The following is a 23,805-nucleotide window of genomic DNA, read 5'->3' on the forward strand; positions in this document are numbered from 1 at the left end:
GACGCGCAATGCATCTGCTCGCGCGCGATCTCCACGGCCTCGACGATAATGAGGCGGCGGTCGACCTCGGGCAGACTCCCGCGCAGATCGTCTTCCTCTCCTTCTCCGACGCCGAGCTTTCCCTCCTCGCCGAGCTGCATGAGCAGAACGCCGCGCCGCCATCGCTGCGCTGCGCTTCCCTCGCCAGATTGAAGCATCCCTATTCGGTCGATCTCTATATCGACAAGGTCGCCCGCCATGCGCGGCTCGTCGTCGTGCGCCTGCTCGGCGGCAAGGATTATTGGGCCTATGGCGTCGATGAGCTCGCGACCGCAGCGCGCATGCGCGGCTTCGCGCTGGCCATCGTTCCGGGCGACATGCACAGCGATGAAAGGCTGGAGCGCGCCTCCACGCTTTCTTCCGATGCGCTCGCGCGCATCTGGTCTTTCTTCCGCGACGGCGGCCCGGATAATCTGCGTTCCTTCCTCGGCTACGCCGCGACTCTCGCAGGAACGCCCACGCATTGGCTTGAGAGCGCGCCCGCGCCGCTCGCCGGCCGCTGCGAGCAAGCCTGCCGCACCGCCCTTGGCGCTAACCCTCCCCCTCATGCTGAGGATGAGGGAGCCTCCGGCCAATCGAGCGGCGCACAGGCGGCATCGGCTCCGCGCGCGCTCGTCACCTTCTATCGCTCTGCCTGGCTCGCCGGCGATTTCGCGCCGATCGTCGCGCTCGCCGATGCGCTGCATAAGCGCGGCTTCGCTGTCGAAGCCTATTTCGTCGCCAGCCTCAAGGACGCCGCTTGCGAGACGCTGCTCGCGCAGACGATTGCAGAATTCCGTCCCGATGTGATTCTCAACGCCACCGCCTTCTCCGCGCGCACGGAGGGCGGCTCGGTGCTCGATCGCGCCGACGCGCCTGTTCTCCAAATCGCGCTCGCCACTTCGACGCGCGAAGCCTGGGAGAACTCCAAGCGCGGCGCCAATGGCGCCGATCTCGCGATGAATGTCGTGCTGCCCGAGGTGGACGGCCGCATCTTCGCCGGCGCAGTCTCCTTCAAGGCGCAGACGCGCGCACGCGCCGCCAGCGAGTTCGACGAGATTCGCCATTCACCCGAGCCTTCGCAGATAGATCATGTCGCGGCGCTCGCGCAGAATTGGGCGCGCCTGCGCCGGCTCGGACATAGCGAGAAGCGCCTCGCGCTGGTGCTCTCCGATTATCCGGCGCGACGCGGACGCGGCGGCTACGCCATAGGCCTCGACACGCCGCGAAGCGTGATCGCAATAGGCGATCTGCTGCGCGACGCGGATTACGAAATCGGGTCACTTTATCGTGACGGCGATCTCGTCATGCGCGCGCTGGAGGAAGCCGCGCATTACGTCGAGCTGCCGCTCGCCGAATATCAGCGCCTCTTCGCCACGCTGGCGGACGACTTCACGCGGCAAGTCCTCGCCGCCTGGGGTGCGCCAGAAGAAGATCCGGCGCTCGCGAAAGGCGCCTTTCGCTTTTCCTGCATAGAGATCGGCAAGCTCGTCATCGCATTGCAGCCGGATCGCGGAAGCAGAGTGGAACGTCGCGAGACCTATCACGACGCCGAGCTCGCGCCGCGCCATGCCTATATCGCCTTCTATCTGTGGCTGCGTCACAGTCGAAGCATAGACGCGCTGATCCATCTCGGCACGCATGGCACGCTGGAATGGCTGCCCGGCAAATCGGCGATGCTCGGCCCGTCTTGCGCGCCGCAGGTTTTGCTCGGCGCCACGCCGCTCGTCTATCCGTTCATCGTCAATGATCCGGGCGAGGCCGCGCAAGCCAAGCGTCGCGCGAGCGCGGTGACGATCGGCCATATGACACCGCCGCTCGTCGAAGCGGGACTCGCCGCCGAGGCGGAGGAGATAGAGAGCCTGCTCGACGAATATGCGAGCGCCGCGACTCTCGATCCGCGCCGCGCCAAGCTGGTGGCGGAAACAATTCTCGATGTCGCCGAACGCAGCGGCCTCGCGCAGGAATGCGAGGTCACGCGCGACACGGATCGCGCCGAGGCGCTGGCGCGGCTCGACGCTTGGCTCTGCGATGTGAAGGAAATGCGCATCGGCGATGGGCTGCACATATTCGGCGATGGGCCATGCGGCGCGGCCGAAGCGAGCGGCTTGCTGCGCGCGCTCGCAGGCCGTTTCGTCGAGCCCGGCCCGGCCGGCGCCCCCTCGCGCGGACGCGCCGACGTTGTGCCGACAGGCCGCAATCTCTTCTGCATCGATCCGCGCCATGTTCCGACGCGCACCGCCCATGATATCGGCGTCCGCGCGGCGCGCGAGGTGATGATGCGTCATGCGCAAGAGCATGGCGAATGGCCGCGCAATATCGTGCTCGATCTCTGGGGCAGCGCGACCATCCGCACCGGCGGCGAGGATTTCGCGCAAGCGCTGGCGCTGATGGGCGTCGCGCCTTCGTGGGACAACGCCAGCGCGCGCGTCTGCGGCTTCGAGATTCTGCCGCTCGCGAGCCGCGATTTTCCGCGCGTGGACGTCACGCTGCATATATCGGGGCTCTTTCGCGACATGTTCCCCGGCCTCATCGCGCTCTTCCACGACGCTGTCGCGGCCGTCGCCGCGCTCGATGAGGACGACGAGTCCAATCCGCTCGCCGCCGCCCGCCGCGACGGCCGCTCGCTCGCGCGCGTCTTCGGCGCCGCGCAGGGAAGCTATGGCCTCGGCCTTTCCGAGGCCATTGCTCGCGGCGACACGCGCGATGCATTGGGCCAGGCTTTTCTCGCGGCCGGCGGCCATGCCGTCTCGCGCAATGGCGAGAGCGCGCCGGCGCGCGAGGCTTTCGGCGAGCGCGTCGGCTCTGCCGATGCTCTGCTGCATGTGCAGGATATGGCGGAGACGGATGTGCTCACCGGCGCCGCCTTCGCGGAATTCGAAGGCGGATTTTCCGCGGCCAACGCCGCGCTCGGAGGCTCCGCGCAGATCACGCATATCGATGCGACGCGCCCCGCAGCATTGAAGCTGCGCTCGCTCGAGCAAGAGATCGCGCGCGTCATTCGCGGTCGCGCGGCCAATCCGCGCTGGCTCGAGGGGCAGATGCGCCACGGCCATCGCGGCGCGGCGGAAATCGCCGAGACGCTCGACAATCTCTTCGCTTTCGCCGCGACGACGCCGCATGTCCGCGATGCGCAATGGGATCTCGTCTTCGATTCCACTCTCGGCGCGCCGAACGTTCGCGATTTTCTGCTCGCCGCCAATCCGCGCGCGGCGGCAGCTATTCGCGACATGTTCCAGCGCGCCATCGCGCGCGGCTTCTGGCGCACGCGGCGCAACAGCGTCGCCGCAGCGCTCGAAGGGCTTTCGCTATGACCGCCGCGCCAAAAATCCAAGGCTGGTGTCCCGGCGCGCTGCGGCCGATGCAGAGCGGCGACGGCCTTCTTTTGCGCGCGAAAACGACGCATCCGCGTCTTTCGGCGCAGCGGGCGCACGAGATCGCATCGATCGCGCGGGATTGCGGCAATGGCCTCATCGATCTCTCGCAGCGTGCGCAATTGCAATTGCGCGGCGTGAGCGAAGCGAAGCTCGAGCAGGCGCAACGCCGCCTCGCCGCGCTCGGCCTGCTCGCCGAAGACGCGGCGACAGAGAGCCTGCTCAACTTCCTCGTCTCGCCTTTCGCTGACGCGCAGGCGAGCGCCCTCGTCGCAAGTCTCGCGCAATCGCTCGTGAAGGACGCTTCTCTGCTGGCGCTTCCTGGAAAGTTCGGCTTTCTCGTCGATGATGGCGGCGCGCTCGGCCTTTCCGCCTCGACAATGGATATTCGCATCGAGGCGCATGGCGATGATGTCGCCATTATCGCCGATGGCGCGCGCGCGCATGCTTTTCTCGCGACGCCGGAAACGGCGTGCGATGTGGCGTTGGCGCTGGCGCGCGCCTTTCTCGACTTGCGCGCGGGCCGCGAATTCGAATTGCGTCGCATGCGCAATGTCGTCGCTACCTTCGGCCTCGAGGCGCTGGCCGAAGCGGCGGCTCTCACGCCGACGCCGTATGAATCGCTCTGTCGCGCCGCCTCCGCCGTAGAGATTTTCGGAGCGCTGCTGTCTCGTGACGGCGGCGCAAAAGAAGAGAGGGCCTTCGCCGGCATAGGCGCGCCCTCTGGACGATGGCGCGCGGATGATCTCGATGCGCTCGCGGCGCTGGCCGAAGTCCATGGCCTGAACGAATTGCGCCTCACGCCCTGGCGCGCGCTGCTGCTGCCCTGCGCCGATCTCGAGGCGGCGCAATATATCATCGAGGTCGCGGCTTGCCGCGGCTTCGTCATTGCGGCGGATGATCCGCGCCTCGCCGTCATCGCCTGTCCCGGCGCGCCGGAATGCCCACAGGCGCAAGCGCCGACGCGCGATCTCGCCGAAATTCTCGCCCCTCTCGCGGCGCGGCTTGCGTCCGAGGGCGTGACGCTGCACATATCGGGCTGCGCCAAGGGCTGCGCCTCTCCCGCTGCGGCAAAGGTCGCGCTGGTGGCGACGCCGCGAGGATTCGATCTCATCGACAATGGACGCGCGAGCGATGCGCCGACATTGCATGGCCTCGGCGTGAACGAGATAGAAGACGCAATGAGCGCGCGCATCATGCGCGCCACAAGCAGGGAGCCATAATGTCCGGCGCATTGACCTACATACGCGACGGCGCCGCGATCTACGACCGCTCCTTCGCCATTATTCGCGCAGAGGCGCGGCTCGAGCGTTTCTCGCGCGAGGAGGAGCGCGTCGCCGTGCGCATAATCCATGCTTGCGGAATGGTGGAGATCGCCGACGATATCGTCTTTTCGCCCGACTTCGCGGAGGCGGCGAGCGCCGCGCTGCGCAATGGCGCGCCCATTTTCTGCGACGCCAATATGGTCGCTCACGGCGTCACCCGCGCGCGCCTTCCCGCGAATAATGAGGTGATCTGCACCCTCGCCGATCCGCGCACGCGCGCGCTCGCCGAAGACATGAAGACGACGCGCAGCGCAGCGGCGATGGAGCTGTGGCGGGAGAAGCTCTCTGGCGCCGTCGTCGCCATCGGCAATGCGCCGACCTCGTTGTTCCGACTACTGGAGATGCTCGACGAAGGCGTAGCCCCGCCCGCTGCGATCATCGCAATGCCGGTCGGCTTCGTCGGCGCGGCGGAATCCAAAGAGGCCGCGCTCGCCGACGGGCGCGTTCCGACGGCGATCGTGCGCGGACGCAAGGGCGGCAGCGCCATGGCCGCCGCGGCGATCAACGCGCTGGCGAGCGAGAAAGAATGAATATCGTCGATCCGAATCTGCGCGCCGACGATGGCGCGCGCGTTTCGCTGGGCGCGCTGCTCGGGGTCGGCCTCGGCCCCGGCGATCCCGAGCTGATGACGCTGAAAGCCGCGCGTCTGGTGAGCGAAGCGAAAATCGTCGCCTATTTTTCCAAGCGCGGAAAGCCGAGCCATGCGCGCGCCATCGCCGCGCGCTTCATCGCGAAGGATTGCGAGGAGATCGCTCTCGCCTATCCGCTGACGACAGAGATTCCTTTCGATCACCCCGACTATGTGGCGGCGCTCGCGTCTTTCTATGAGGAGAGCGCGGAGCGCCTCGCCTTGCATCTTTTGCTCGGCCGTGATGTCGCGCTGCTCTGCGAGGGCGATCCGATGCTCTACGGCTCCTTCATGCATTTGCAGACGCGCTTGTCGCCGCGCTTTCGCGTGGAGGTCTGCGCGGGCGTCTCCGGCATGTCGGGCTGCTTTGCTTCGGCGCGCCAGCCGATGACATGGGGCGACGATGTGCTGACCGTCATTCCCGCGACTCTGCCGCGCGAAATTCTCGCACAGCGCCTCGCCGCGACAGACGCCGCCGTGGTGATGAAGCTCGGCGGCAATCTCGGCAAGCTGCGCCGCGCCCTCGAGGATGCGAGACTCATCGATCGCGCCATCTATGTCGAGCGTGGCACGATGGCGGAGGAGAAGATCATGCGCCTCACCGAAAAGCGCGACGATGACGCGCCTTATTTCGCGATGGTGCTCGTGCCCGGCGCCGGGCGGCGGCCGTGACGGAGGCGAAGCGCAGCGGTAGGCTCTTCGTCATCGGCCTCGGTCCGGGCGATGCGCGTTTTCTCACGGCGGAAGCGCAGCAGGCGTTGAGCGTCGCGCAATATGTCATCGGCTATGCGCCCTATGTCGCGCGCGTTCCCGTCACGCCCGGCCAGACGCGCCTTTCGAGCGACAATCGCGTCGAGATCGCGCGCGCGGAAGACGCGCTGCGCCTCGCCGCGAGCGGAAGCGACGTGGCTGTCGTGTCGGGCGGCGATCCCGGCATTTTCGCAATGGCGGCGGCGGTGCTGGAGGCGATCGACAATGGCGAGCCGGCGTGGCGCGAATTGGACATAGAAATTCTGCCGGGAATTTCCGCCATGCAGGCGGCGGCGGCGCGGCTCGGCGCGCCGCTCGGCCATGATTTCTGCGTGATCTCGCTCTCCGACAATCTCAAGCCCTGGGAGACGATCGCAAATCGTCTCGAGCTGGCGGCGCGCGCCGATTTCGTCATGGCTTTTTACAATCCCGCCTCGCGCGCGCGGCCGCAGCGCATTCACGATACATTCGCGCTGCTGCGCCGCGTTTTGCCGGAAGATCGCATCGTGGTCTTCGCGAAATCGGTCGGCCGCGCAGAAGAGAGCATCGCCATTACAACTTTGGGCGAGGCCGATCCGAGCGTCGTCGACATGTCGACATTGGTGCTCATTGGCGCGAGCGGCACCAAGCTCGTCTCGCGCGAGAATGCGCGGCCCTTCGTCTATACGTCGCGGAAGGCGATATGAGCGCGGTGCGCTGGCTTTCGCTCATCGGCATAGGCGAGGATGGCCTCGCAGCGCTGACGCCGGCCGCGCGCGCGCTCATCGCCGACGCTTCGCTCATCATCGGCGGCGCTCGGCATCTCCAGCTGATCGGCCCACAGAGAGCGGAGACGCTCCTCTGGCCTTCGCCGATCTCCGCGGCGATGGAGACGATCCTCGCGCATCGCGGCGCGCCGACCGTGGTGCTGGCGAGCGGCGATCCTTTCTTCTTCGGCGTCGGCGATATGATCGCGCGCAATGTGGCGGTGGAGGAGATTTTCTGCCTTCCCGCGCCGTCCTCCTTTTCTCTCGCCGCCGCTCGGCTGAAGTGGAGCCAGCAGGATTGCGCAACGCTGTCGCTGCATGGCCGCGCCTTCGAGCGCGTGACGCCGCATCTGCAGCCTTCGCGCCGATTGCTCATTCTGTCATGGGACGAGACGACGCCCGCGCGCCTCGCGGCGCATCTGACTGCGCTCGGCATGGGGGAGTCGCACATCCATGTGCTCGAGCATATGGGCGGCGCCGAGGAGCGCATTCGCAGCGCGCGCGCGGAGGCGTTTTCGCTCACCGACATTGCGCCGCTCAACACGATCGGCGTCGAAGTGATCGCAGGACCTGGCGCGCGCATTCTGCCGCTGACGCCGGGCCTGCCGGATGATTGGTTCGAGCATGACGGGCAGATCACCAAGCGCGACATTCGCGCTGTGACGATCGCCGCGCTCGCGCCGCGGCGTGGCGAATGCTTGTGGGACATAGGCGCGGGCTCCGGCTCCATCGGCATCGAATGGATGCTCGCCGATCCCGCAAATCGCGCCATTGCGATCGAGCGGAATGCGACGCGCGTTGCGCGCATCGCGCGCAATGCGGCTACGCTCGGCGTTCCCGATCTCGCAATCGTCGAAGGCGCGGCGCCGCGAGCGCTCGCGGGATTGCCGACGCCGGATGTGATCTTCATCGGCGGAGGCGGGGAAGCGGAGATCATAGAGGCGGCGTGGAATGCGCTGCCCTTGCGCGGACGCATCGTCGCCAATGCGGTGACGATCGAGACGCAGGCGCTGCTGATCGACGCTTTTGCGCGCATGGGCGGCGAGCTGGTGAGCATTGCGATCGCGAAAGCGCGCCCGATCGGCTCCTATCACGCGCTGGAGCCGGCGTTGCCCGCGCTGCAATGGCGCGCGGTGAAGAGTTGAGCGGGCGCTACGCGATCGGCATAGGCGCGCGCAGCGGCGTGGATGCGCGAGAGGCGGTCGCGCTGGTTTGGAAAGCTTGCGAAATTTATGTGCGCGATCCTTCTCCCGCTCGCGGGAGAAGGTGGGCCTCGCGTGAGCGAGGGTCGGATGAGGGCTCGCCGTCGCGCCGGCGTCTCGGCGCGGACCCTCATCCGACCTCGCTTCGCGAGGCCACCTTCTCCCACGAGTGGGAGAAGGAGTGGGGCGGCGAGATTGCGCTTTTCACCATCGAGTCGAAGCGCGGCGAGAAAGGACTTCATGACGCGGCGCGACTGCTGAATCTGCCGCTGGTCTTTCTTCCGCTCGATACGCTGCTCGCGCGCAAGGGCGAGCTTCTCACCCGCTCGCCGCGCGTGGAGGCGCTCACCGGCGTCGGCAGCGTGGCGGAGGCGGCAGCGCTGGTCGGGGCAGGGGCGGGGAGCCGTCTGCTCGGGCCGCGCCTCGCCAGCGCCGGCCTCACCTGCGCGATCGCGCGAAATGCGCTAGAGGAAGCGCCATGACCATATATTTCATCGGCGCCGGTCCGGGCGCAGCCGATCTGCTGACTCTGCGCGGCCGCGACCTTCTCGCGCGCTGCCCGGTCTGCCTCTATGCCGGCTCGCTGGTCGCGCCGGAAATCCTCGCCCATTGCCCGCCGGACGCGCGCATCGTCGACACGGCGCCGCTGTCGCTCGACGCGATTATCGCGGAGATGCAGAAGGCGACGGCGGTCGGGCAAGATGTCGCGCGGCTGCATTCGGGCGATCTCTCCATTTGGAGCGCCGTGGGCGAGCAGACGCGGCGGCTCGACGCGCTCGGGATCGCTTACACGATCACGCCGGGCGTGCCGGCCTTCGCCGCCGCCAGCGCCGCGCTGAGGCGCGAGCTGACCTTGCCGGAAGTGGCGCAATCGGTGGTGCTGACGCGCACCTCGGGCCGCGCCTCGGCCATGCCGGAGACGGAGACTTTGGCCGCCTTCGCCGCCGCGCGCGCGACAATGGCCATTCATCTCTCCATCCATGCGCTGGAGCGCGTCGTCGCCGAGCTCACGCCCTTTTATGGCGCGGACTGTCCCATAGCGCTGGTCTATCGCGCCTCCTGGCCCGATGAGCGCATCGTGCGGGGCACGCTCGCGACCATTGAAGCGCTAGCCGGCGAAGCGCCGATGGAGCGCACCGCGCTCATACTCGTCGGCGAGGCGCTGGCGGCGGAGGATTTCCGCGAGAGCGCGCTCTATGACGCGGGCTATGACCGCCGCTTCCGGCCCACGGGAGCCGGACGCTGACCGCGCCCGGAATTCTGATCGCCGCCGTTCGCTCCGGCGCGGGCAAGACCACTGTGACGCTGGGGCTGATGCGAGCGCTGGCGCGGCGCGGCCTGCGGGTGTCCGGTGTTAAATGCGGGCCGGATTACATCGATCCCGCCTTTCACGCCGCCGCGACCGGGCGCGCGAGCTTCAATCTCGACTCCTGGACGATGGAGGCCGAGTTGCTCGCGCAGCTGGCGCTGCGCGCCGGCGAGGACGCCGATCTCATCGTCGCGGAAGGGGCGATGGGGCTTTTCGACGGCGCTCCCGGTGCGCCGGCGCAGACGGGCGCCTCGGCGGATATCGCCGCCCATCTCGGCTGGCCCGTGCTGCTGGTGATGGATGTCTCGGGACAGGCGCAGAGCGCGGCGGCCATTGCGCGTGGCGTCGCGCTGCATGACGCGCGGGTGAGGCTCGCCGGCGTGCTGCTCAATCGCACCGGCTCGGAGCGCCATCGCAAGCTCGCGCAGGAGGCGATCGAGGCGGTCGGCATAAAAGTGTTCGGCGCGCTGCCGCGCGATTCCGGCGTCGCTCTGCCCGAGCGTCATTTGGGTCTGGTGCAGGCCGGCGAGACGAGAGGGCTCGAAGCTCTGCTCGATCGGCTTGCCGAGCGCATAGAGGCCCATGTCGATCTCGACGCCTTGCTCGCGGCCGCGGGTGGCGGTCTCGCCGATCTCGCGCCCGGTCCTCTCGAGGTTCCGCACCCGCCGGGAGGACGTGTCGCTGTCGCGCAGGACGAGGCTTTCTCTTTCTTCTATCCGCATCTCGCCCGCGCCTGGCGCGAGGCGGGCGCGCAGATCGCTTTCTTCTCGCCGCTCGCCGATCAGGCCCCGCCGGAGGATTGCGACGCCTGCTGGCTGCCGGGCGGCTATCCAGAGCTTCATGCGGGCCGGCTCGCGGCGGCGCGGAATTTTCTCGGCGGGCTTCGCCGTTTCGCTGCGACGCGTGCGGTCCATGGGGAGTGCGGCGGCTATATGACGCTCGGGCGGACGCTGACCGACGCCGCCGGCGAGGCTCATGAGATGGCCGGCCTGCTCGATCTGGCGACGAGTTTTGCGCAGCGCAAACTTCATTTGGGCTATAGGCGCGCAAGACTCCTCGGCGATTGCGCGCTGGGCGTGGCGGGCGACGAGCTCGCCGGACACGAATTCCACTACGCGACGATCGTGAGCGAGAAGGGCCAGCCCTTTGCGATGGTTACAGACGCCTATTCGCAGGAGCAGAGGCCGGCGGGGCTGCGGGCGGGGCAGGTGACGGGAAGCTTCTTCCACGCAATGACGAAAAAAAAGGGCCGCCGGTAACGCCAGCGGCCCAAGTCAAGGGAGGAAACGCCCAAGGAGGGCTACGGAGCGAGAGAAGTTCTCGCTGCGTCGCACTGTTGTATTGCTGCGGCGCACAAGTGTCAAGCGCCTTTTTGGAAGCCCGCCACAATGTCGCATCACGACAGAGTTTTCGGCGGAAGTTCCGGCGCGGGGCCGCAGCGATACAGCAACGCTCGGGGCGCCTTTTTCCGATCAATGCAGGCAAAATTGCGACGATCCGCCCTCGGGCGGATCGTTTGAGCAAAAAACTTGTGAGTTGCTCGTAAATCAGGGGCGAGCAGAGACCGGCGGCAGCGCCGGAACGCCGGCAGTGGCCGAAGCGACCTTGGCGTGGCGTTCGGCTCCGAGCGAGGCTTGCGGCTTTTTGGCCGGATCGGCGCGATGCGACGGCGCTGACGCGGGGGCCTGCGAGGCGGCGGCCTGGCCTGCTGCGGTCTTCGTCACGGCAGGCTTCGGGGCCGTGGCCTTGGCGGTCGCCGGCTTGGCCGCGGATTTGGCGACCTCCGACTTTTCGCTCTTGGGGCTCTCGCCGGCCTTGGCGTTTTCGAGCTTGGCGGCCTCCGATTTGGCGGGCTCGGCTTTGGCGACGGCGGGCTCGCTCGGGGCGGGCTCCTTGCGGAAGCCGAGCAATCCGCCGATCGAATCCGTCGCCCCGGCGAAGGCTCCGAGCTTGGCCGGCTCGGCCGGGGCGGGGGCTTCCGCGGCCTTCGCCACAGGGGCCTGCTCCGCAGCCGCGGCCGCGACCTTGATCTCCGTCTCTTTCTTGGCCTTGGCGGCGAGCCTCGTCGCGCTAATGGCCAGCACGGGAGAACGCGACTTGCCGCCGCTGCTCTTCTCCTCGAGGGCGATCTCGAGCGGCGCGACCAGCGTCTCGGGCCGGCTCACCTCGGCGACACGTGCGTAGAAATCGGGGTGCTGGCCGCCGTCCTGATAGACGACGCGCACCGGCCTGACGCCAGCCGCCGCCAGCTCGGCCACTTTGGCGTCGTCCACGGCGGCTTTCTGCGCGACCTGCGTCTCTATCTCTGCATTGCGGCGCAGCGGCGGGCAGGCGGCGCCGGCGTCGAGCGGCTGGCCATTGGCCGAGGTCGCGTCGAAGACATAGCGCCGATTGCAGACGCCGACGCTCGGCTCCTTGCCGGCGACCTCGAAATGGTCGGAGCCTTCCTTCAGCTGCTTCCAAAAGCCGATATTGGGATCGAGCCTGTGCTTGGCCAGATTCTCCGCCGTCATCTTGAACGGATAGGACTGCATCTGGATCGAGCGCTGGCCATTGTTGAAGGAGGTGCGCAGGATCGCATAGATCTCGGCGATCTGCCGATCGGTCATGGAGAAGCAGCCGGCGGAAGAGCAGGCGCCATGCACCATGATGGAGCCGCCGCTATGGCCGTAGGCGCGGTCATAGGCGTTGGGATAGCCGACGTTGAAGGAGAGATAATAGGCGGAGTTCGGATTCATCTGCCCGGGGGTGATGGAATAGAACCCCTCCGGCGCCTGGCGGTCGCCCTCGCGAACCTTCGGCCCGAGCTGGCCGGACCAGCGGCACATGGGGAAGGTCTTGAGATAGGCGTAGCGCCCGTCGGGCCGCTGCTTCCAGATTTGGAACTCGGCCTCTTTCTTATAGGAGCGGATGAGCGTCGGCGATTCCTTGGTGACGCCGGCCTGCTCCATCAGCGCCAAAGTCTCGGGCGGAATGGGCGACAGCGCGCGCTGCGAGCCGGAGCCGAGATCATTGCAGGCGGAGAGCGCGAGCGTCGCGCCGACGAGACCCCAGGGGGCGAGCCGCCCGACGTTTCGGAAGAGATTCATTCTCGCCCCGCTTCTCGTGATCCGCGCGCGAAGGCGCGAATCACGCGCAGTCACGCTAGCATGACAATAGACGTCGAATTACCAACGTCGTTCTAACGCAAGAGGAAGAATAAGGCCAGAGCGTGGCTGTCGCCGCCGGCAAGAGGGCGGCGATCGTCTATGAGGTTAACGATTGGTTGACGCCGGGAGACCAGAGCGGGTCAGCGCTTCGAGGCCGCCGAATGCTGAAAGGCGCCGAATCTCGTCTGCTCAGACCTTGCGGCCGACAGAGAGAAAGCGCTCGGCGCGGGCGTCGACGATTTGCGCGCGGGAGAGATTGGCGAGGCCAGCCAGCGCATCGTCTATGCCCTCGCCGACGGCGGCGACGGCCGTCTCCGGATCGCGATGGGCGCCGCCCGGCGGCTCGGCGACGATGACGTCGATAATGCCGAACTTCAGCAGGTCCTGGGCGGTGATCTTCATGCTGGTGGCGGCGTCCTGCGCCTTGGACGAGTCGCGCCACAGAATGGAGGCGGAGGCCTCCGGCGAGGCGACCGTATAGACGGAATGCTCCAGCATCAGCACCTTGTTGCAGCTGGCGATGGCGATGGCGCCGCCGGAGCCGCCTTCCCCCACCACCACGGCGACATTGGGCACGCCCAGCGACAGCGAGACGTCGATGGAGCGGGCGATCGCCTCCGCCTGTCCGCGCTGCTCGGCGTCAATGCCGGGAAAAGCGCCGAAAGTGTCCACGAGCGAGATGACCGGCAGGCCGAATCGGTCGGCCAGCTCCATGAGCCGGGCCGCCTTGCGATAGCCCTCCGGCCGCGCCATGCCGAAATTATGCTCGAGCCGGCTCTCCGTATCGGAGCCCTTCTCCTGGCCGATGAGGCAGACCGGCTCGCCGCGAAAACGGGCGAAGCCGCCGACGATGGCGGAGTCCTCGCCGAACAGGCGATCGCCGGCCAGCGGGGTGAATTCATTGAACAAAAGCCGCACATAGTCGGAGAAATGCGGCCGCTGCGCATGGCGTGCGACCTGGATTTTCTGCGTCGGCGTGAGGCTGGCGTAGAGATCGGCCAGGGCCTTGTGCGCCTTGGCTTCGAGCTTGGCGAGCTCGTCGGAGATCGACACGCCGTCGCCCTTGGACGCCAGCGCGCGGAGTTCCTCCACCTTGGTCTCCAATTCGGCGACGGGCTTTTCGAAGTCGAGATAGGAGCGCATGAGGCGAACGACACGGGATTGCGGCTGGAAAGCCTAGCGAAGCGGCGCGGAAACTGGCCGTAACGGCGCGGGAAGTCAAGAACGCGCCCCTTTTCCTTCCTCGCTAGACGCGAAAACGCCGAATTTTTTCCTCGCCGCCCGAAAGCCGGCAATATCTTCTCCGCCAGCAAGGCGGGAGCGGCTGCCGTCTCCTCGCATCGGCGCAGCTCCAGCAAAATCCTTTCGCGGCGCAGGCGCGCGGCGCGGCGCGACGATTTGCCCTTTCGCCTGAAAGCGCGCTATCGCAGGGAGAAAGCGGCGCGCCGAGCCCAGCGCCACGCCAGTGGCGCAATCTCGAGATTACTGCGCCCGAATGCGACGCCCGCGCGAATGCGGCGCGACCAATGAGAGGACAGGACATGCAGGGACTCGGAGCGGCCGTCGCCGTCTTCGCGGCGCTAACGCTCGCAGCGGGCGCTCACCTCGGCGACGCCAATCTCTTCCTCCTCGCCGCCACGGCCGGGCTCTGCGCCTTCACCACCTGGCGCAGCGCCGCCATCTCGAGCTTTCTGAAGATATTCGTCTCCATCTTCTCGGTCGAGACGATCGTCTTCGGCGTCGCGCGGCTGCTCGCGGAGGAGAGCCTGTGGCCCGCCGCGCTCGCCGATTATGCGCTGCCCGAGAGCCTGCCGCTCACCGTCGCCGTCTTCTCGATCTCGGTCTTCGCCGTCTCGCATATTCCCGTCGTGCGCGAGATGACGCGCATCGCCGATCTCTATTTCGACAGCAGCGACCGCGGCGAGGGGAATGTCCTCGGGCTCTTTCGATTCGGCGCGCGGGAGCGCAGCATCGCCGTCGCGATGATCGTGCTGCTGGTGCTCATCAATCAGGCGCAGGTCGGCGTCAATGTGCGCCTGTCCTTTTTCAATCGCGACTTCTTCAACGCGATCCAGGAGAAGAACGCCGACGCGTTCTGGAGCCTGCTGCTCTATGTCTTCACGCCCTGGGCCTTCACCTACATCATCAGCGCGGTGATCGAATTTGTCGTGCAATCGCTGATGATCATTCGCTGGCGGCGCTGGCTCACCGAGCATTACGTCTCCCGCTGGCTCGGCGATCACACGCATTATCGAATGGCGCTCGCCGGCAGTCAGACCGACAATCCGGACCAGCGCATCGCCGAGGACGTGAACCGCTTCATCGACGGCGGCACCGACGGCTATGGCATCTACTCCTATACGATCCTGCTGATCCAGACGCTGAGCTCGCTCGTCTCCTTCTCCATCGTCCTTTGGGGGCTCTCCGGCAATTACGCCTTCCCGGGCACCGATATTTTCATTCCCGGCTTCCTGTTCTGGGTGGCGCTGCTCTATGCGGCGGTCGGCACGGTGGTGACGCATCTTCTCGGCCGCACGCTGTCGGGCCTGTACTTCGAGCGCCAGCATCGCGAGGCGGACTTCCGCTTCTCGCTGGCGCGCTTGCGCGAATATAGCGAGCAGGTCGCGCTGCTCTCCGGCGAGACGGCCGAGCGATCCTCGCTGGTGAGCCGTTTCACGGCGATCATCGTCAACTATCTGCGCATCGTCACGACGCGCAAGAAGATGATCAGCTTCACGGCGACCTACGGGCAATTGTCGCCGATCATTCCCTATCTGCTCACAGCGCCCTTCTATTTCGCCGGCAAGATCAATCTCGGCGTGATGACGCAGACGTCCGGCGCCTTCGACAAGGTGCAGGATGCGCTGACCTTCTTCGTCACCTACTACACCTCGCTCGCCAATTTCAAAGCGGTGCTGGACCGTCTCGCCTCCTTCGACGAGGCGATCGAGCGCGCGGCGACGATGGGCGCCGCGGCGCCGAAGATCGAGCACGGCGCTTCGCCCGAGATCGCGGTCCATGATCTCGCTTTGTCGCTGCCCGACGGGCGGCGCATCGTCGAGGCGCGCGATCTCGTGTTCCGGCCGGCCGAATCGACGCTGCTGACCGGCCCCTCGGGATCGGGAAAATCGACTCTGTTCCGCGGCATCGCCGGCATTTGGCCCTATGGCGAGGGCCGCGTGCGCACGCCGGACGACGCCAAGCTGCTGCTGCTGCCGCAAAAGCCCTACATCCCCATCGGCACTCTAGCCGAGGCCATCGCCTATCCGAGCGCGCCTGACGCCTTCTCCCGCCGCGCGGTCGAGGAGGCGCTCGACGCTGCGCGGCTCGGACCGTTCAAATATCGGCTGGACGAGGAGGATTCCTGGTCGCAGCGCCTCTCCGGCGGCGAGCAGCAGCGCGTCGCCGTTGCGCGGGCCTTGCTGGCCGAGCCTGATTGGCTGTTCCTCGACGAGGCGACCTCTGCGCTCGACGAGAAGCTCGAGGGAGAAATCTACGCCATGCTGCGCGAGCGCCTGCCCAATACGACGATCATCTCCATCGGCCATCGCTCGAGCCTGCTCGCCTTCCACCAGCGCCATATCGCGATGGAGCAGGAAGCCGACGGAACCTTCGCGCCCCGGGAAGCGGTGCTCGCATGACGAAATCCGGCGCAGGGGGGCGGGAAGGCGGCCGCTCGCTGAAGGAACGCGTGAAGACGGCGAGGAGGCGCTCGCTATCCTCGACGCTCTGGCTCGAACGTCAGCTCAATGATCCCTTTGTCGCGCAGGCCAAGCGCGACGGCTATCGCTCGCGCGCCGCCTATAAGCTGCTCGAGATCGACGACCGCCACAAGCTTCTCACGCCCGGAAAGCGCATCGTCGATCTCGGCGCCGCGCCCGGCGGCTGGTCGCAGATCGCCGCCACGCGCGTGAAATCCGCCGATGGCAAGAGCAAGGGCAAGGTCGTCGCCATCGACCTGCTCGAGATGGAGCCCATCGCCGGCGTCGAATTCACTGTGATGGACTTCAACGACGAGTCCGCGCCCGAGCTGATAAAGGCCATGCTCGGCGGCGGCGCCGATGGCGTCATGTCCGATATGGCGGCCAACGCCACCGGCCATAAGCAGACGGATCATCTGAAAATCGTGGCGCTCGCCGAGCTCGCCGCGGATTTCGCCAAGGAAGTGCTGGCGCCGGGCGGCTTTTTCGTCGCCAAAGTGCTGCAGGGCGGCACGGAGCATCAATTGCTCGCGGCGCTGAAGCGCGACTTCGCGCAGGTGCGCCATCTGAAGCCGGCCGCGAGCCGCCCCGATTCGGCCGAGCTCTATGTGCTCGCCACTGGATTTCGCGGCGGCTGAAATCAAACGTTTCTAGAGTGTTTTCGAGCGAAGCGGGAACCGGTTCGCGTGAAGAAAACATGACCGAACAAGGAGACCTAGAGTCATTCCGGTTCAATCTGAACCGGAATGACTCTAGGCCGATCCGTCGGCCTCGATCGGCTGCTCGATCGATTTCTTGCCGGTCAGCCCTTCTCCCGCCGTGGGCGCGAGCCTGCGGAAAATGAGGACGGAGGAGGCCGAGACCGCCGCCACCACCAGAAAAGCCGCGTCGAAATCCGTGAGTCGCAGCGCGCCGCCCCCTTGCAGCGCGCGCGCCGTCTCGAGGGTCGCGGCGCCGAGCGAGACGCCGGCCGACAGGGCCAATTGCTGCCCGGCCGAAGCGAAGCTCGTCGCCCGGCTCATCGCCTGCGGCTCTATATCCGCATAGCCGATCGCATTCAGCGCCGTGAATTGCAGCGAGCGGAAAAAGCCGCCGACGAGCAGCAGGCTCATGATGATCCAATGCGGCGTTTCCGGCGAGAACAGCGCGTTGAAGCAGAAGAAGCCCGCCGAAATCAGCGCATTCACGACGAGCACGCGACGAAATCCGAAGCGGTTCAGAATGGGCTGCGCCGTCGTCTTCATCGCCATGGCGCCGATGGCGGCGATGAAGGTCAGCGAGCCCGATTGAAAGGCCGTGAGGCCGAAGCCGGTCTGCAGCATCAGCGGCAGCAGGAATGGCGAGGCGCCGAGGCCCATGCGAAACAGAAAGCCTCCGACGATGGAGGCGCGGAAGGTCGGCACGCGCAGCAGATCGAGATCGATGATCGGATGCGGCGCCCGCCGCGCATGGCGCACATAGAGGAGGAGCGCGATCGCCCCCGCGGCGACCAGCCCCGCCGCGGCCGGCGCCGGAACAATGCGCTGGCCGAGCGCGCCGAGCCCGAAGACGAGGCTCGACAGGCCGAATCCCGAGAGCGCAAAGCCGCGCATATCGAGCGGCGGAACGCTCTCCTCGCGCAGATCGGGAATGTAGCGCGTGACGAGAGCGACGCCGAGAAGGCCGATCGGCACATTGATCCAGAAGATATAGCGCCAATGAAAATAAGTGGCGATGAAGCCGCCGAGCGGCGGCCCCACCACCGGGCCGATCAGCGCCGGAATGGTGAGATAGGCGAGCGCGCGCACCAGATCGTGACGCGGCGCGACGCGCAGCAGCACCAGCCGGCCGACCGGCACCATCATCGCCCCGCCGAGCCCCTGGACCACGCGCGCGCCCACCACGCCGGCGAGCGAGGCGGAGAAGCCGCAGAGAACAGAGCCCAAGGTGAAGACGACGATCGCCGCGCGAAACACGCGCCGCGCGCCATAGCGGTCGGCGACCCAGCCGGAGAGCGGAATGAAGACGGCGAGCGAGAGAAGATAGGAGGTGAGCGCGAGCTTCAGAGCGATGGGGTCTTCGCGCAGATCGGCGGCCATTGCGGGCAGGGCGGTCGCCAGCACGGTTCCGTCGAGATTCTCCATGAACAGCGCGGTCGCGATAATGAGTGGCGTGGCGGCGAAGGAAGGCAACGGACCCCTTGTCTTTCGAGCGGATCGGCGCGGCGCGGCCGCGGCCGGAGCCCTTCTTATGCTCCTATTCGCGAAATCCCGCCATTGGCGGGCGAGGCCTCCGAGACGTCCGCCCCGTCGCCGAGCGCGCGGCTTCGGCGACGAGGCGCGCTCTGCTCAGCTGCTCTGCTCTGGCGCCTTCCAGCTCGCCTCGCGCCAGCTCTGATCGAGGCCCCAGCGCCAATGATGATGGTGACGCCAATGGTGATGGTGGTGATGGTGATGGCGCCAGTGATGGTGGTGATGATGCCGATGGTGGCCGCGGGCGGAGGCCGCGCCGGGCAGCATCAGCGCGCCGATGAGGGCCGCCGCATAAACCATAGGTCGAAACATGCCGTTCTCTTCCCTTCTGGCGAGGCGGCCCCCCAGCGCCGCCTCGGCTGGGAAGGAACGTCGACCGCGAAAGGATCGTTCCCGCGCGCGTTGGGACGAAGCCCGCTCGCGGCGCAGCATGGTGAAGGGACGGTAAAAATCAGCCGGCGACCGCGTCGAAGATCAGCTTGCCGTTGAGCGCGATGATGGCCACGGCGATGACGGCGGCGACGATGGTGGCGCGGCGCGGCGCCGCGAGCTCGCCCATCAGCTTGCGAGAGGCGGTGAACCAGACGAGCGGCACGACGGCGAAGGGCAGAGTGAAGCTCAGCACCACCTGGCTCAGCACGAGCAGCCGGCCGGTCGCCGCCTCCCCGGCGATCAGCGTCACGCCGACGGCTGGGACAATGGCGATGAGCCGCGTCACCAGACGGCGAATGGTGGGCTTCATGCGCAGCTCGAGGAAGCCCTCCATCACGATCTGTCCGGCGAGCGTCGCCGTCACCGTGGAGTTGAGCCCGCAGGCGATGAGGGCGATGGCGAAGAGCTTGGCGGCGATCGGCGCGCCGAGGAGGGGGGCGATCAGCGTGTAGGCCTGTCCGAGCTCGGCGACCTCGGTATGGCCGGAGGCGTGGAACACCGACGCCGCCAGCACGAGAATAGAGCCGTTGATGACGAGCGCGAAGAGCAGAGCCAGCGAGCTGTCGAAAATGGCGAAGTCGATCGCCTCGCGTCGATCGGCCGAGCCGGCGCCGACGTCGCGCGTCTGCACGATATAAGAGTGCAGGAAGAGATTATGCGGCATCACCGTCGCGCCGAGAATGCCGAGGCCGATATAGAGCATCTCGGGATTTTCGATCAGCGCGCGGCTGGGGACGAGGCCGGCGGCGACCTCGTGGAGATCGGGCCGCGCCAGCAGCAGCTGCCCGCCGAAGGCCAGCGCGATGATTCCGAGCATTGCGACGACGAAGAGCTCGATCTTGCGGAAGCCGAGGCGCTCGAAGGCGAGCACGAGGAAAGTGTCGAGCAAAGTGACGACGACGCCGAAGGCGAGCGGCAGGCCGAACAGCAATTGCAGGCCTATGGCCGTGCCGATGACCTCGGCGAGATCGGTCGCCAATATTCCGGCCTCGGCCAAGAGCCAGAGCCCCACCGAGGCCGAGCGCGGAAACTGCCGACGGCAGGCGCTGGCGAGATCGAGGCCGGTGGCGAGGCCGAGCCGCGCCGTCAGCGATTGCAGCACGATCGCCATGAGGCTAGACAGAACGGCGACGAAGAGCAGGGCCGTGCCGAATTTGGAGCCGCCGGCGAGAGCCGTCGCCCAATTGCCGGGGTCCATATAGCCGGTGGCGACGAGATAGCCCGGCCCCAGGAAGATGAAGAGGCGGCGAAAGCCGGCGGTCTCGCGCGGCACGCGCACAGAGCCGCGCATGTCGCCGCGCATCGCGCCGAGCGTGGCGGGAACTTCGGGCGAGACGACGTGCATACGGCGACCTTTGTTGCGCCCGCCAGAAGGGGGGCCACTCGGGACGATATAGGCCCCTCCCGCCGCATGCGCCAGCAGGCTCGAGGTCGGCTTTTCACGCTCGCCATCGCTGCGCGCCGAAGGCGATGCGACGGACCGGGTCGTTTCTATGTCGCAATGCGTAGCCGGATGCGTCGAGTCGGCGCCGAGCCTGCGGCGAAACGCTAAAATTTGTGACCTTGTTGCAACAGTCGCCGAGATAGTTTTCCGCGAGCCGGGCAAAGAGCCACATGCCCCTTTTCAGCCATAAACGCTGCGCTAATCTCGGCTCGTCACAAGGTCATCGAGGACAAGGGAGACGCCTTCCGCGCCGGCTCGTCGCGGGAGAAGGGTCTTTACGTTCTCAAAGCCTGTCGTCGATTTCGGCGGTGACGATGGCGGTGTTGGTGCGCGGCGTTTTCGAGACGTCGGCGGCGTTGCGAAAGTCAGATCCTCGATGATCGTGTTTCTCCAGGCGATTGCGTCGACGGTGGGGCCGCGCGGGCGTCGTGGGACGCTGCTTCTGGCGCTCGGCTGCGCGACGGTCGGCTCTCTCGCGGCAGGTCGCGCCGCCGCCTTCGACGCGTCGGAGCCGCGCTCCATCGCCGCCGCCACCCAGCCATTGACCATGTTCAAGGACCCGCGCGCCGCTCTCGCCGCCGGGCTCGAGAGCTATCACGCCGGCAACACCAAGAAATCGGTGGAGGCGCTGCGTTACGCCGCCGACGGCGGCGAGTCGCTGGCGCAATGGAAGCTCGGCCGCATGTATGCCGACGGCGACGGCGTCGCCCGCGACGACGCGAAGGCCTATTCCTATTTCGCCAAGCTCGTCGATCATTTCGCCGACGACGAGCCGAGCCCGCGCGAGCGGCTGATGGCGGCCGGCGCCTTCGTGGCCGTCGGCGTCTATTATCTCGAGGGGATCGCCGCCGCGAAGATCATGCCGGACGCCGGCCGCGCTTTCGATCTCTTCCGCTACGCCGCGACCTATTTCGGCAACGCCGACGCTCAATATAATCTCGCGCGCATGTATCTCGACGGCAATGGCGTCTCCAAGGATGCGCGCCAGGCCGCCAATTGGCTCGATCTCGCCGCGCGCAAGGGCCATGCGCCGTCGCAGGCGCTGCTCGGCCATCTGATGTTCAACGGCGAGGCCGGCGGTCCGCCGCAGCGCGCCCGCGGGCTGATGTATCTCACTCTGGCGCGCGAGGCGGCCGGCGATCGGCCGACCGATCAATGGATCGTCGAGCTGCATTCCCGCGCGCTGGCGCGGGCGAGCGAGCTGGACCGCAAGTCCGCTGTCGCCATGCTCGAATATTATCTGACGCGCCGGGACTAAAGCCCCTTATCTCGAGCCGAGAAACACGAGGCGATCGCGGAGCCGTCAGGCCCCGGGATCGCCTTTTTGCGTCGCGCTCACGCTTCCTTTTCCCCGGCCTGACTAATTTTGTCGCGCGCGCACATGCCGCATTGTGTCTCGAAAAGAGTTGGTGTAGGCTGACGCCGATGCGACGCTTTGTCGCGCATCAAGTGCAAAAAAACAAAATAAAGCACCAACATTCGGAGGATCGTCACATGTCAACAATCGGACACAGCAGCGCTGAGATCGGCAAAACCGTTCTGTGGATGGTCGGCATCGTTGCCTTCGTCATCATCGCGCTGACGAAGGTTCCGGACTGGATTTCGCCGGCCGGCACCAACGGCACGGGCAATGGCAGCGACCCGGGCGTCGGCCGCACCGTGAAGATGATTCAGTAATAACGACGATCCTTCGCCTTTCGTCTGCGGCTTCGCCGACCCCTTTCGCGGAGCCCACGGCATGGCGTTGATCGCCGACTGTTAAAAGTCGCCACTCGATCCGCCTCCTCCGCCCCATTGTCGCGACAAAGGGGCGGAGTGAGGGGGACGAGGAGGCGCCGGGGAGAAAGATCTCCCCGCCCGCGAGCGCGCCGCCTGCGGCCTCGCCGATCCCCCTCGAATTGCAGCTCAAAATTGGAGCGCAGACGCGAAGCGCACGCCGGGAAGCGCTGCGATTTCGCGTATCGTCTCGCGCGGCGCGGGCTCATCGATCGCGACAATGGCCACGGCGCAGCCGCCGGGCCGATCGCGCCCCAGCGCGCAAGTGGCTATGTTCACGCCGGCCGCGCCGAGCAGCCCGGCGAATCGCCCGATGAAGCCGGGCCTGTCGGCATTCGAGACGAAGATCATCCGCTCGGAAAATTCCGATTCCACGCGCACGCCATCGGCGACGACGATTCGCGGCCGCCCGTCATGGAACAGCGAGCCTGCGAGCGTCCGCTCTCCGTCGCGCGTCTTCACCGATATTGCGATCAGCGAATCATAATCGCTCTCGCCGGAGCGCGTCGCCTCATCGACTGTGATCGCGCGCTCCTTGGCGATGGCGAGCGCCGAGACGAGATTGACCTCGGCCAGCGCCGGCCGCAGCACGCCGGCGACGACGGCCGCCGTCATCGCCGCCAAATTGCGTTGCGCCGCCGCGCCCTCATAGGCGACGGAGATGCGCTCGATCGGCGATTCCGTCGCCTGACCGAGGAAGGAGCCGAGCTTTTCGGCGAGATCGACGAAAGGCGCGAGTCGGGGCGCCTCCTCGGCGCCGATCGAGGGAAAGTTGACCGCGTTCACAATCGCGCCGCGAGTCAAAAAATCCGACATTTGCTCGGCGATCTGCACGGCGACCTTCTCCTGCGCCTCGATCGTCGAAGCGCCGAGATGCGGCGTGCAGACCACATTCGGGCGTAAGAACAGCGGATTTTCGCGCGCCGGCTCGGTCTCGAACACATCGAGCGCGGCGCCGGCGACATGGCCCTCGTCCAGCGCGGCGACCAGCGCCGCCTCGTCGAGCAGCCCGCCGCGCGCGCAATTGACGATGCGCACGCCGCGCTTGGTCTTCTTCAACGATTGCGCATTCAGCAGATCGCGCGTCTTGGCGGTGAGCGGCGTGTGCAGCGTGATGAAATCGGCGCGCGCCAGCAGCTGTTCGAGATCGACCGGCTCGACGCCCAACTTTATGGCGCGCTCCTCGGTGAGGAAGGGATCATAGGCGATGACGCGCATGGAAAAGCCGGCCGCGCGCGTCGCGACATTGGCGCCGACATTGCCGCAGCCGATGACGCCGAGCGTCTTGCCGGCGAGCTCGACGCCCATGAATTTGCTCTTCTCCCATTTGCCGGCGCGGGTGGAGGCGTCGGCGGCGGGAATCTGACGGGCGAGCGCCAGCATCAGCGCCATCGTATGCTCGGCCGTGGTGATGGAATTGCCGAAGGGCGTGTTCATCACGATCACGCCGCGCGCCGTCGCTGCGGCCACATCGACATTGTCCACGCCGACGCCGGCGCGGCCGACGACCTTCAGCCGCTCGGCCCGCGCGAGCAGCGCTTTGTCGACTTGCGTCGTCGAGCGAAGGGCGAGTCCATCATAGGCGCCGATGGCGGCGGCGAGCTTGCTCGGCTCCTTGCCGAGCTCTGGCCGATAGTCGGCCTCGATCTCGCGGGAGCGGAAAAGCTCGAGAGCGGCAGGCGACAGCGCGTCGGAGACGAGCACGCGTTTGGGCATGAAG

The 23,805-nt window shown here is 66.8% G+C and carries 19 protein-coding genes; 13 read left to right on the forward strand and 6 right to left on the reverse strand.

Features of this window, described 5'->3' with window-relative positions; all coding sequences use genetic code 11:
* Nucleotides 1-8 precede the first annotated feature (8 nt).
* The 9 genes from cobN to EDE12_RS06960 are packed head-to-tail and all read left to right on the forward strand — an operon-like array spanning nt 9 to nt 10,611.
* Nucleotides 9-3,332: a cobaltochelatase subunit CobN gene (gene cobN / locus EDE12_RS06920; RefSeq protein ID WP_134188018.1), complete on the forward strand. Its 3,324-nt coding sequence runs from the start codon at nt 9-11 to the stop codon at nt 3,330-3,332.
* Complete coding sequence (cobG, locus tag EDE12_RS06925) at nt 3,329-4,615, forward strand: precorrin-3B synthase (protein WP_051592347.1); 1,287 nt, start codon at nt 3,329-3,331, stop codon at nt 4,613-4,615. Before cobN ends, cobG begins: the two co-directional genes overlap by 4 nt.
* The gene (locus EDE12_RS06930) at nt 4,615-5,247 is read left to right on the forward strand and encodes a precorrin-8X methylmutase (RefSeq protein WP_024878900.1); all 633 of its coding nucleotides are present in this window, start codon (nt 4,615-4,617) and stop codon (nt 5,245-5,247) included. The genes cobG and EDE12_RS06930 overlap by 1 nt, the downstream gene beginning before the upstream one ends.
* On the forward strand, nt 5,244-6,017 hold the full coding sequence (locus tag EDE12_RS06935; RefSeq protein WP_051592348.1) for a precorrin-2 C(20)-methyltransferase: 774 nt from the start codon (nt 5,244-5,246) through the stop codon (nt 6,015-6,017). Before EDE12_RS06930 ends, EDE12_RS06935 begins: the two co-directional genes overlap by 4 nt.
* The gene (cobJ, locus tag EDE12_RS06940) at nt 6,014-6,781 is read left to right on the forward strand and encodes a precorrin-3B C(17)-methyltransferase (protein WP_026597885.1); all 768 of its coding nucleotides are present in this window, start codon (nt 6,014-6,016) and stop codon (nt 6,779-6,781) included. The genes EDE12_RS06935 and cobJ overlap by 4 nt, the downstream gene beginning before the upstream one ends.
* Complete coding sequence (locus tag EDE12_RS06945; RefSeq protein WP_026597886.1) at nt 6,778-7,986, forward strand: bifunctional cobalt-precorrin-7 (C(5))-methyltransferase/cobalt-precorrin-6B (C(15))-methyltransferase; 1,209 nt, start codon at nt 6,778-6,780, stop codon at nt 7,984-7,986. The genes cobJ and EDE12_RS06945 overlap by 4 nt, the downstream gene beginning before the upstream one ends.
* Nucleotides 7,983-8,525: a cobalamin biosynthesis protein gene (locus EDE12_RS06950; protein WP_245275704.1), complete on the forward strand. Its 543-nt coding sequence runs from the start codon at nt 7,983-7,985 to the stop codon at nt 8,523-8,525. Before EDE12_RS06945 ends, EDE12_RS06950 begins: the two co-directional genes overlap by 4 nt.
* Nucleotides 8,522-9,289 carry a precorrin-4 C(11)-methyltransferase gene (gene cobM / locus EDE12_RS06955; protein ID WP_026597888.1) on the forward strand — a complete coding sequence of 256 codons (768 nt, stop codon included), beginning with the start codon at nt 8,522-8,524 and terminating at the stop codon, nt 9,287-9,289. The genes EDE12_RS06950 and cobM overlap by 4 nt, the downstream gene beginning before the upstream one ends.
* Nucleotides 9,286-10,611 carry a cobyrinate a,c-diamide synthase gene (locus EDE12_RS06960; protein ID WP_026597889.1) on the forward strand — a complete coding sequence of 442 codons (1,326 nt, stop codon included), beginning with the start codon at nt 9,286-9,288 and terminating at the stop codon, nt 10,609-10,611. Before cobM ends, EDE12_RS06960 begins: the two co-directional genes overlap by 4 nt.
* Nucleotides 10,612-10,899: 288 nt before the next feature.
* Here EDE12_RS06960 and EDE12_RS06965 read toward each other — a convergent pair whose 3' ends face one another.
* Nucleotides 10,900-12,441 (reverse strand): murein L,D-transpeptidase family protein, encoded by a 1,542-nt coding sequence (locus tag EDE12_RS06965; RefSeq protein ID WP_026597890.1) that lies wholly within the window; start codon nt 12,439-12,441, stop codon nt 10,900-10,902.
* A 249-nt stretch (nt 12,442-12,690) separates the two neighbouring features.
* Nucleotides 12,691-13,644 (reverse strand): acetyl-CoA carboxylase carboxyltransferase subunit alpha, encoded by a 954-nt coding sequence (locus EDE12_RS06970; RefSeq protein ID WP_024878908.1) that lies wholly within the window; start codon nt 13,642-13,644, stop codon nt 12,691-12,693.
* Nucleotides 13,645-14,042: 398 nt separating this feature from the next.
* Here EDE12_RS06970 and EDE12_RS06975 point away from each other — a divergent pair, with 398 nt between their 5' ends.
* Together EDE12_RS06975 and EDE12_RS06980 are read left to right on the forward strand one after the other, a co-directional pair.
* Entirely contained in the window at nt 14,043-16,142 is a 2,100-nt protein-coding gene (locus tag EDE12_RS06975) for an ABC transporter ATP-binding protein/permease (RefSeq protein WP_024878909.1), read from the forward strand.
* Nucleotides 16,139-16,840 (forward strand): RlmE family RNA methyltransferase, encoded by a 702-nt coding sequence (locus EDE12_RS06980; RefSeq protein WP_024878910.1) that lies wholly within the window; start codon nt 16,139-16,141, stop codon nt 16,838-16,840. Before EDE12_RS06975 ends, EDE12_RS06980 begins: the two co-directional genes overlap by 4 nt.
* A 114-nt stretch (nt 16,841-16,954) precedes the next feature.
* Here the strand turns inward: EDE12_RS06980 and EDE12_RS06985 are convergent, their stop codons facing one another.
* The 3 genes from EDE12_RS06985 to EDE12_RS06995 all read right to left on the reverse strand — a co-directional run bounded on the left by EDE12_RS06985 (nt 16,955) and on the right by EDE12_RS06995 (nt 20,210).
* Nucleotides 16,955-18,373, reverse strand: coding sequence for an MDR family MFS transporter (locus EDE12_RS06985; RefSeq protein ID WP_024878911.1), 1,419 nt, complete (start codon nt 18,371-18,373; stop codon nt 16,955-16,957).
* A gap of 156 nt (nt 18,374-18,529) precedes the next feature.
* The gene (locus EDE12_RS06990) at nt 18,530-18,745 is read right to left on the reverse strand and encodes a hypothetical protein (RefSeq protein ID WP_134188019.1); all 216 of its coding nucleotides are present in this window, start codon (nt 18,743-18,745) and stop codon (nt 18,530-18,532) included.
* A 139-nt stretch (nt 18,746-18,884) separates the two neighbouring features.
* Nucleotides 18,885-20,210, reverse strand: a complete 1,326-nt coding sequence (locus EDE12_RS06995; protein WP_024878913.1) for an Nramp family divalent metal transporter — start codon at nt 20,208-20,210, stop codon at nt 18,885-18,887.
* A 475-nt stretch (nt 20,211-20,685) separates the two neighbouring features.
* Here EDE12_RS06995 and EDE12_RS07000 point away from each other — a divergent pair, with 475 nt between their 5' ends.
* Together EDE12_RS07000 and EDE12_RS07005 are read left to right on the forward strand one after the other, a co-directional pair.
* Entirely contained in the window at nt 20,686-21,567 is an 882-nt protein-coding gene (locus EDE12_RS07000) for a tetratricopeptide repeat protein (protein ID WP_024878914.1), read from the forward strand.
* A gap of 236 nt (nt 21,568-21,803) precedes the next feature.
* The gene (locus tag EDE12_RS07005) at nt 21,804-21,986 is read left to right on the forward strand and encodes a hypothetical protein (protein WP_024878915.1); all 183 of its coding nucleotides are present in this window, start codon (nt 21,804-21,806) and stop codon (nt 21,984-21,986) included.
* A 228-nt stretch (nt 21,987-22,214) separates the two neighbouring features.
* On the opposite strand, the gene serA is transcribed toward EDE12_RS07005, so the two are convergent.
* The gene (gene serA, locus EDE12_RS07010; protein WP_026597892.1) at nt 22,215-23,801 is read right to left on the reverse strand and encodes a phosphoglycerate dehydrogenase; all 1,587 of its coding nucleotides are present in this window, start codon (nt 23,799-23,801) and stop codon (nt 22,215-22,217) included.
* Nucleotides 23,802-23,805 lie beyond the last annotated feature (4 nt).

This window comes from Methylosinus sp. sav-2 (genome assembly GCF_004366495.1).
Classification (GTDB): Bacteria; Pseudomonadota; Alphaproteobacteria; order Rhizobiales; family Beijerinckiaceae; genus Methylosinus.

What these genes read in the sequence shown, in the direction of transcription:
- cobN (WP_134188018.1), top strand. Translation starts at nt 9, where the DNA reads ATGCATCTGCTCGCGCGCGATCTCCACGGCCTCGACGATAATGAGGCG.
- cobG (WP_051592347.1), top strand. Translation starts at nt 3,329, where the DNA reads ATGACCGCCGCGCCAAAAATCCAAGGCTGGTGTCCCGGCGCGCTGCGG.
- EDE12_RS06930 (WP_024878900.1), top strand. Translation starts at nt 4,615, where the DNA reads ATGTCCGGCGCATTGACCTACATACGCGACGGCGCCGCGATCTACGAC.
- EDE12_RS06935 (WP_051592348.1), top strand. Translation starts at nt 5,244, where the DNA reads ATGAATATCGTCGATCCGAATCTGCGCGCCGACGATGGCGCGCGCGTT.
- EDE12_RS06945 (WP_026597886.1), top strand. Translation starts at nt 6,778, where the DNA reads ATGAGCGCGGTGCGCTGGCTTTCGCTCATCGGCATAGGCGAGGATGGC.
- cobM (WP_026597888.1), top strand. Translation starts at nt 8,522, where the DNA reads ATGACCATATATTTCATCGGCGCCGGTCCGGGCGCAGCCGATCTGCTG.
- EDE12_RS06965 (WP_026597890.1), bottom strand. Translation starts at nt 12,441, where the DNA reads ATGAATCTCTTCCGAAACGTCGGGCGGCTCGCCCCCTGGGGTCTCGTC.
- EDE12_RS06970 (WP_024878908.1), bottom strand. Translation starts at nt 13,644, where the DNA reads ATGCGCTCCTATCTCGACTTCGAAAAGCCCGTCGCCGAATTGGAGACC.
- EDE12_RS06975 (WP_024878909.1), top strand. Translation starts at nt 14,043, where the DNA reads ATGCAGGGACTCGGAGCGGCCGTCGCCGTCTTCGCGGCGCTAACGCTC.
- EDE12_RS06980 (WP_024878910.1), top strand. Translation starts at nt 16,139, where the DNA reads ATGACGAAATCCGGCGCAGGGGGGCGGGAAGGCGGCCGCTCGCTGAAG.
- EDE12_RS06990 (WP_134188019.1), bottom strand. Translation starts at nt 18,745, where the DNA reads ATGTTTCGACCTATGGTTTATGCGGCGGCCCTCATCGGCGCGCTGATG.
- EDE12_RS06995 (WP_024878913.1), bottom strand. Translation starts at nt 20,210, where the DNA reads ATGCACGTCGTCTCGCCCGAAGTTCCCGCCACGCTCGGCGCGATGCGC.
- EDE12_RS07000 (WP_024878914.1), top strand. Translation starts at nt 20,686, where the DNA reads ATGATCGTGTTTCTCCAGGCGATTGCGTCGACGGTGGGGCCGCGCGGG.
- EDE12_RS07005 (WP_024878915.1), top strand. Translation starts at nt 21,804, where the DNA reads ATGTCAACAATCGGACACAGCAGCGCTGAGATCGGCAAAACCGTTCTG.
- serA (WP_026597892.1), bottom strand. Translation starts at nt 23,801, where the DNA reads ATGCCCAAACGCGTGCTCGTCTCCGACGCGCTGTCGCCTGCCGCTCTC.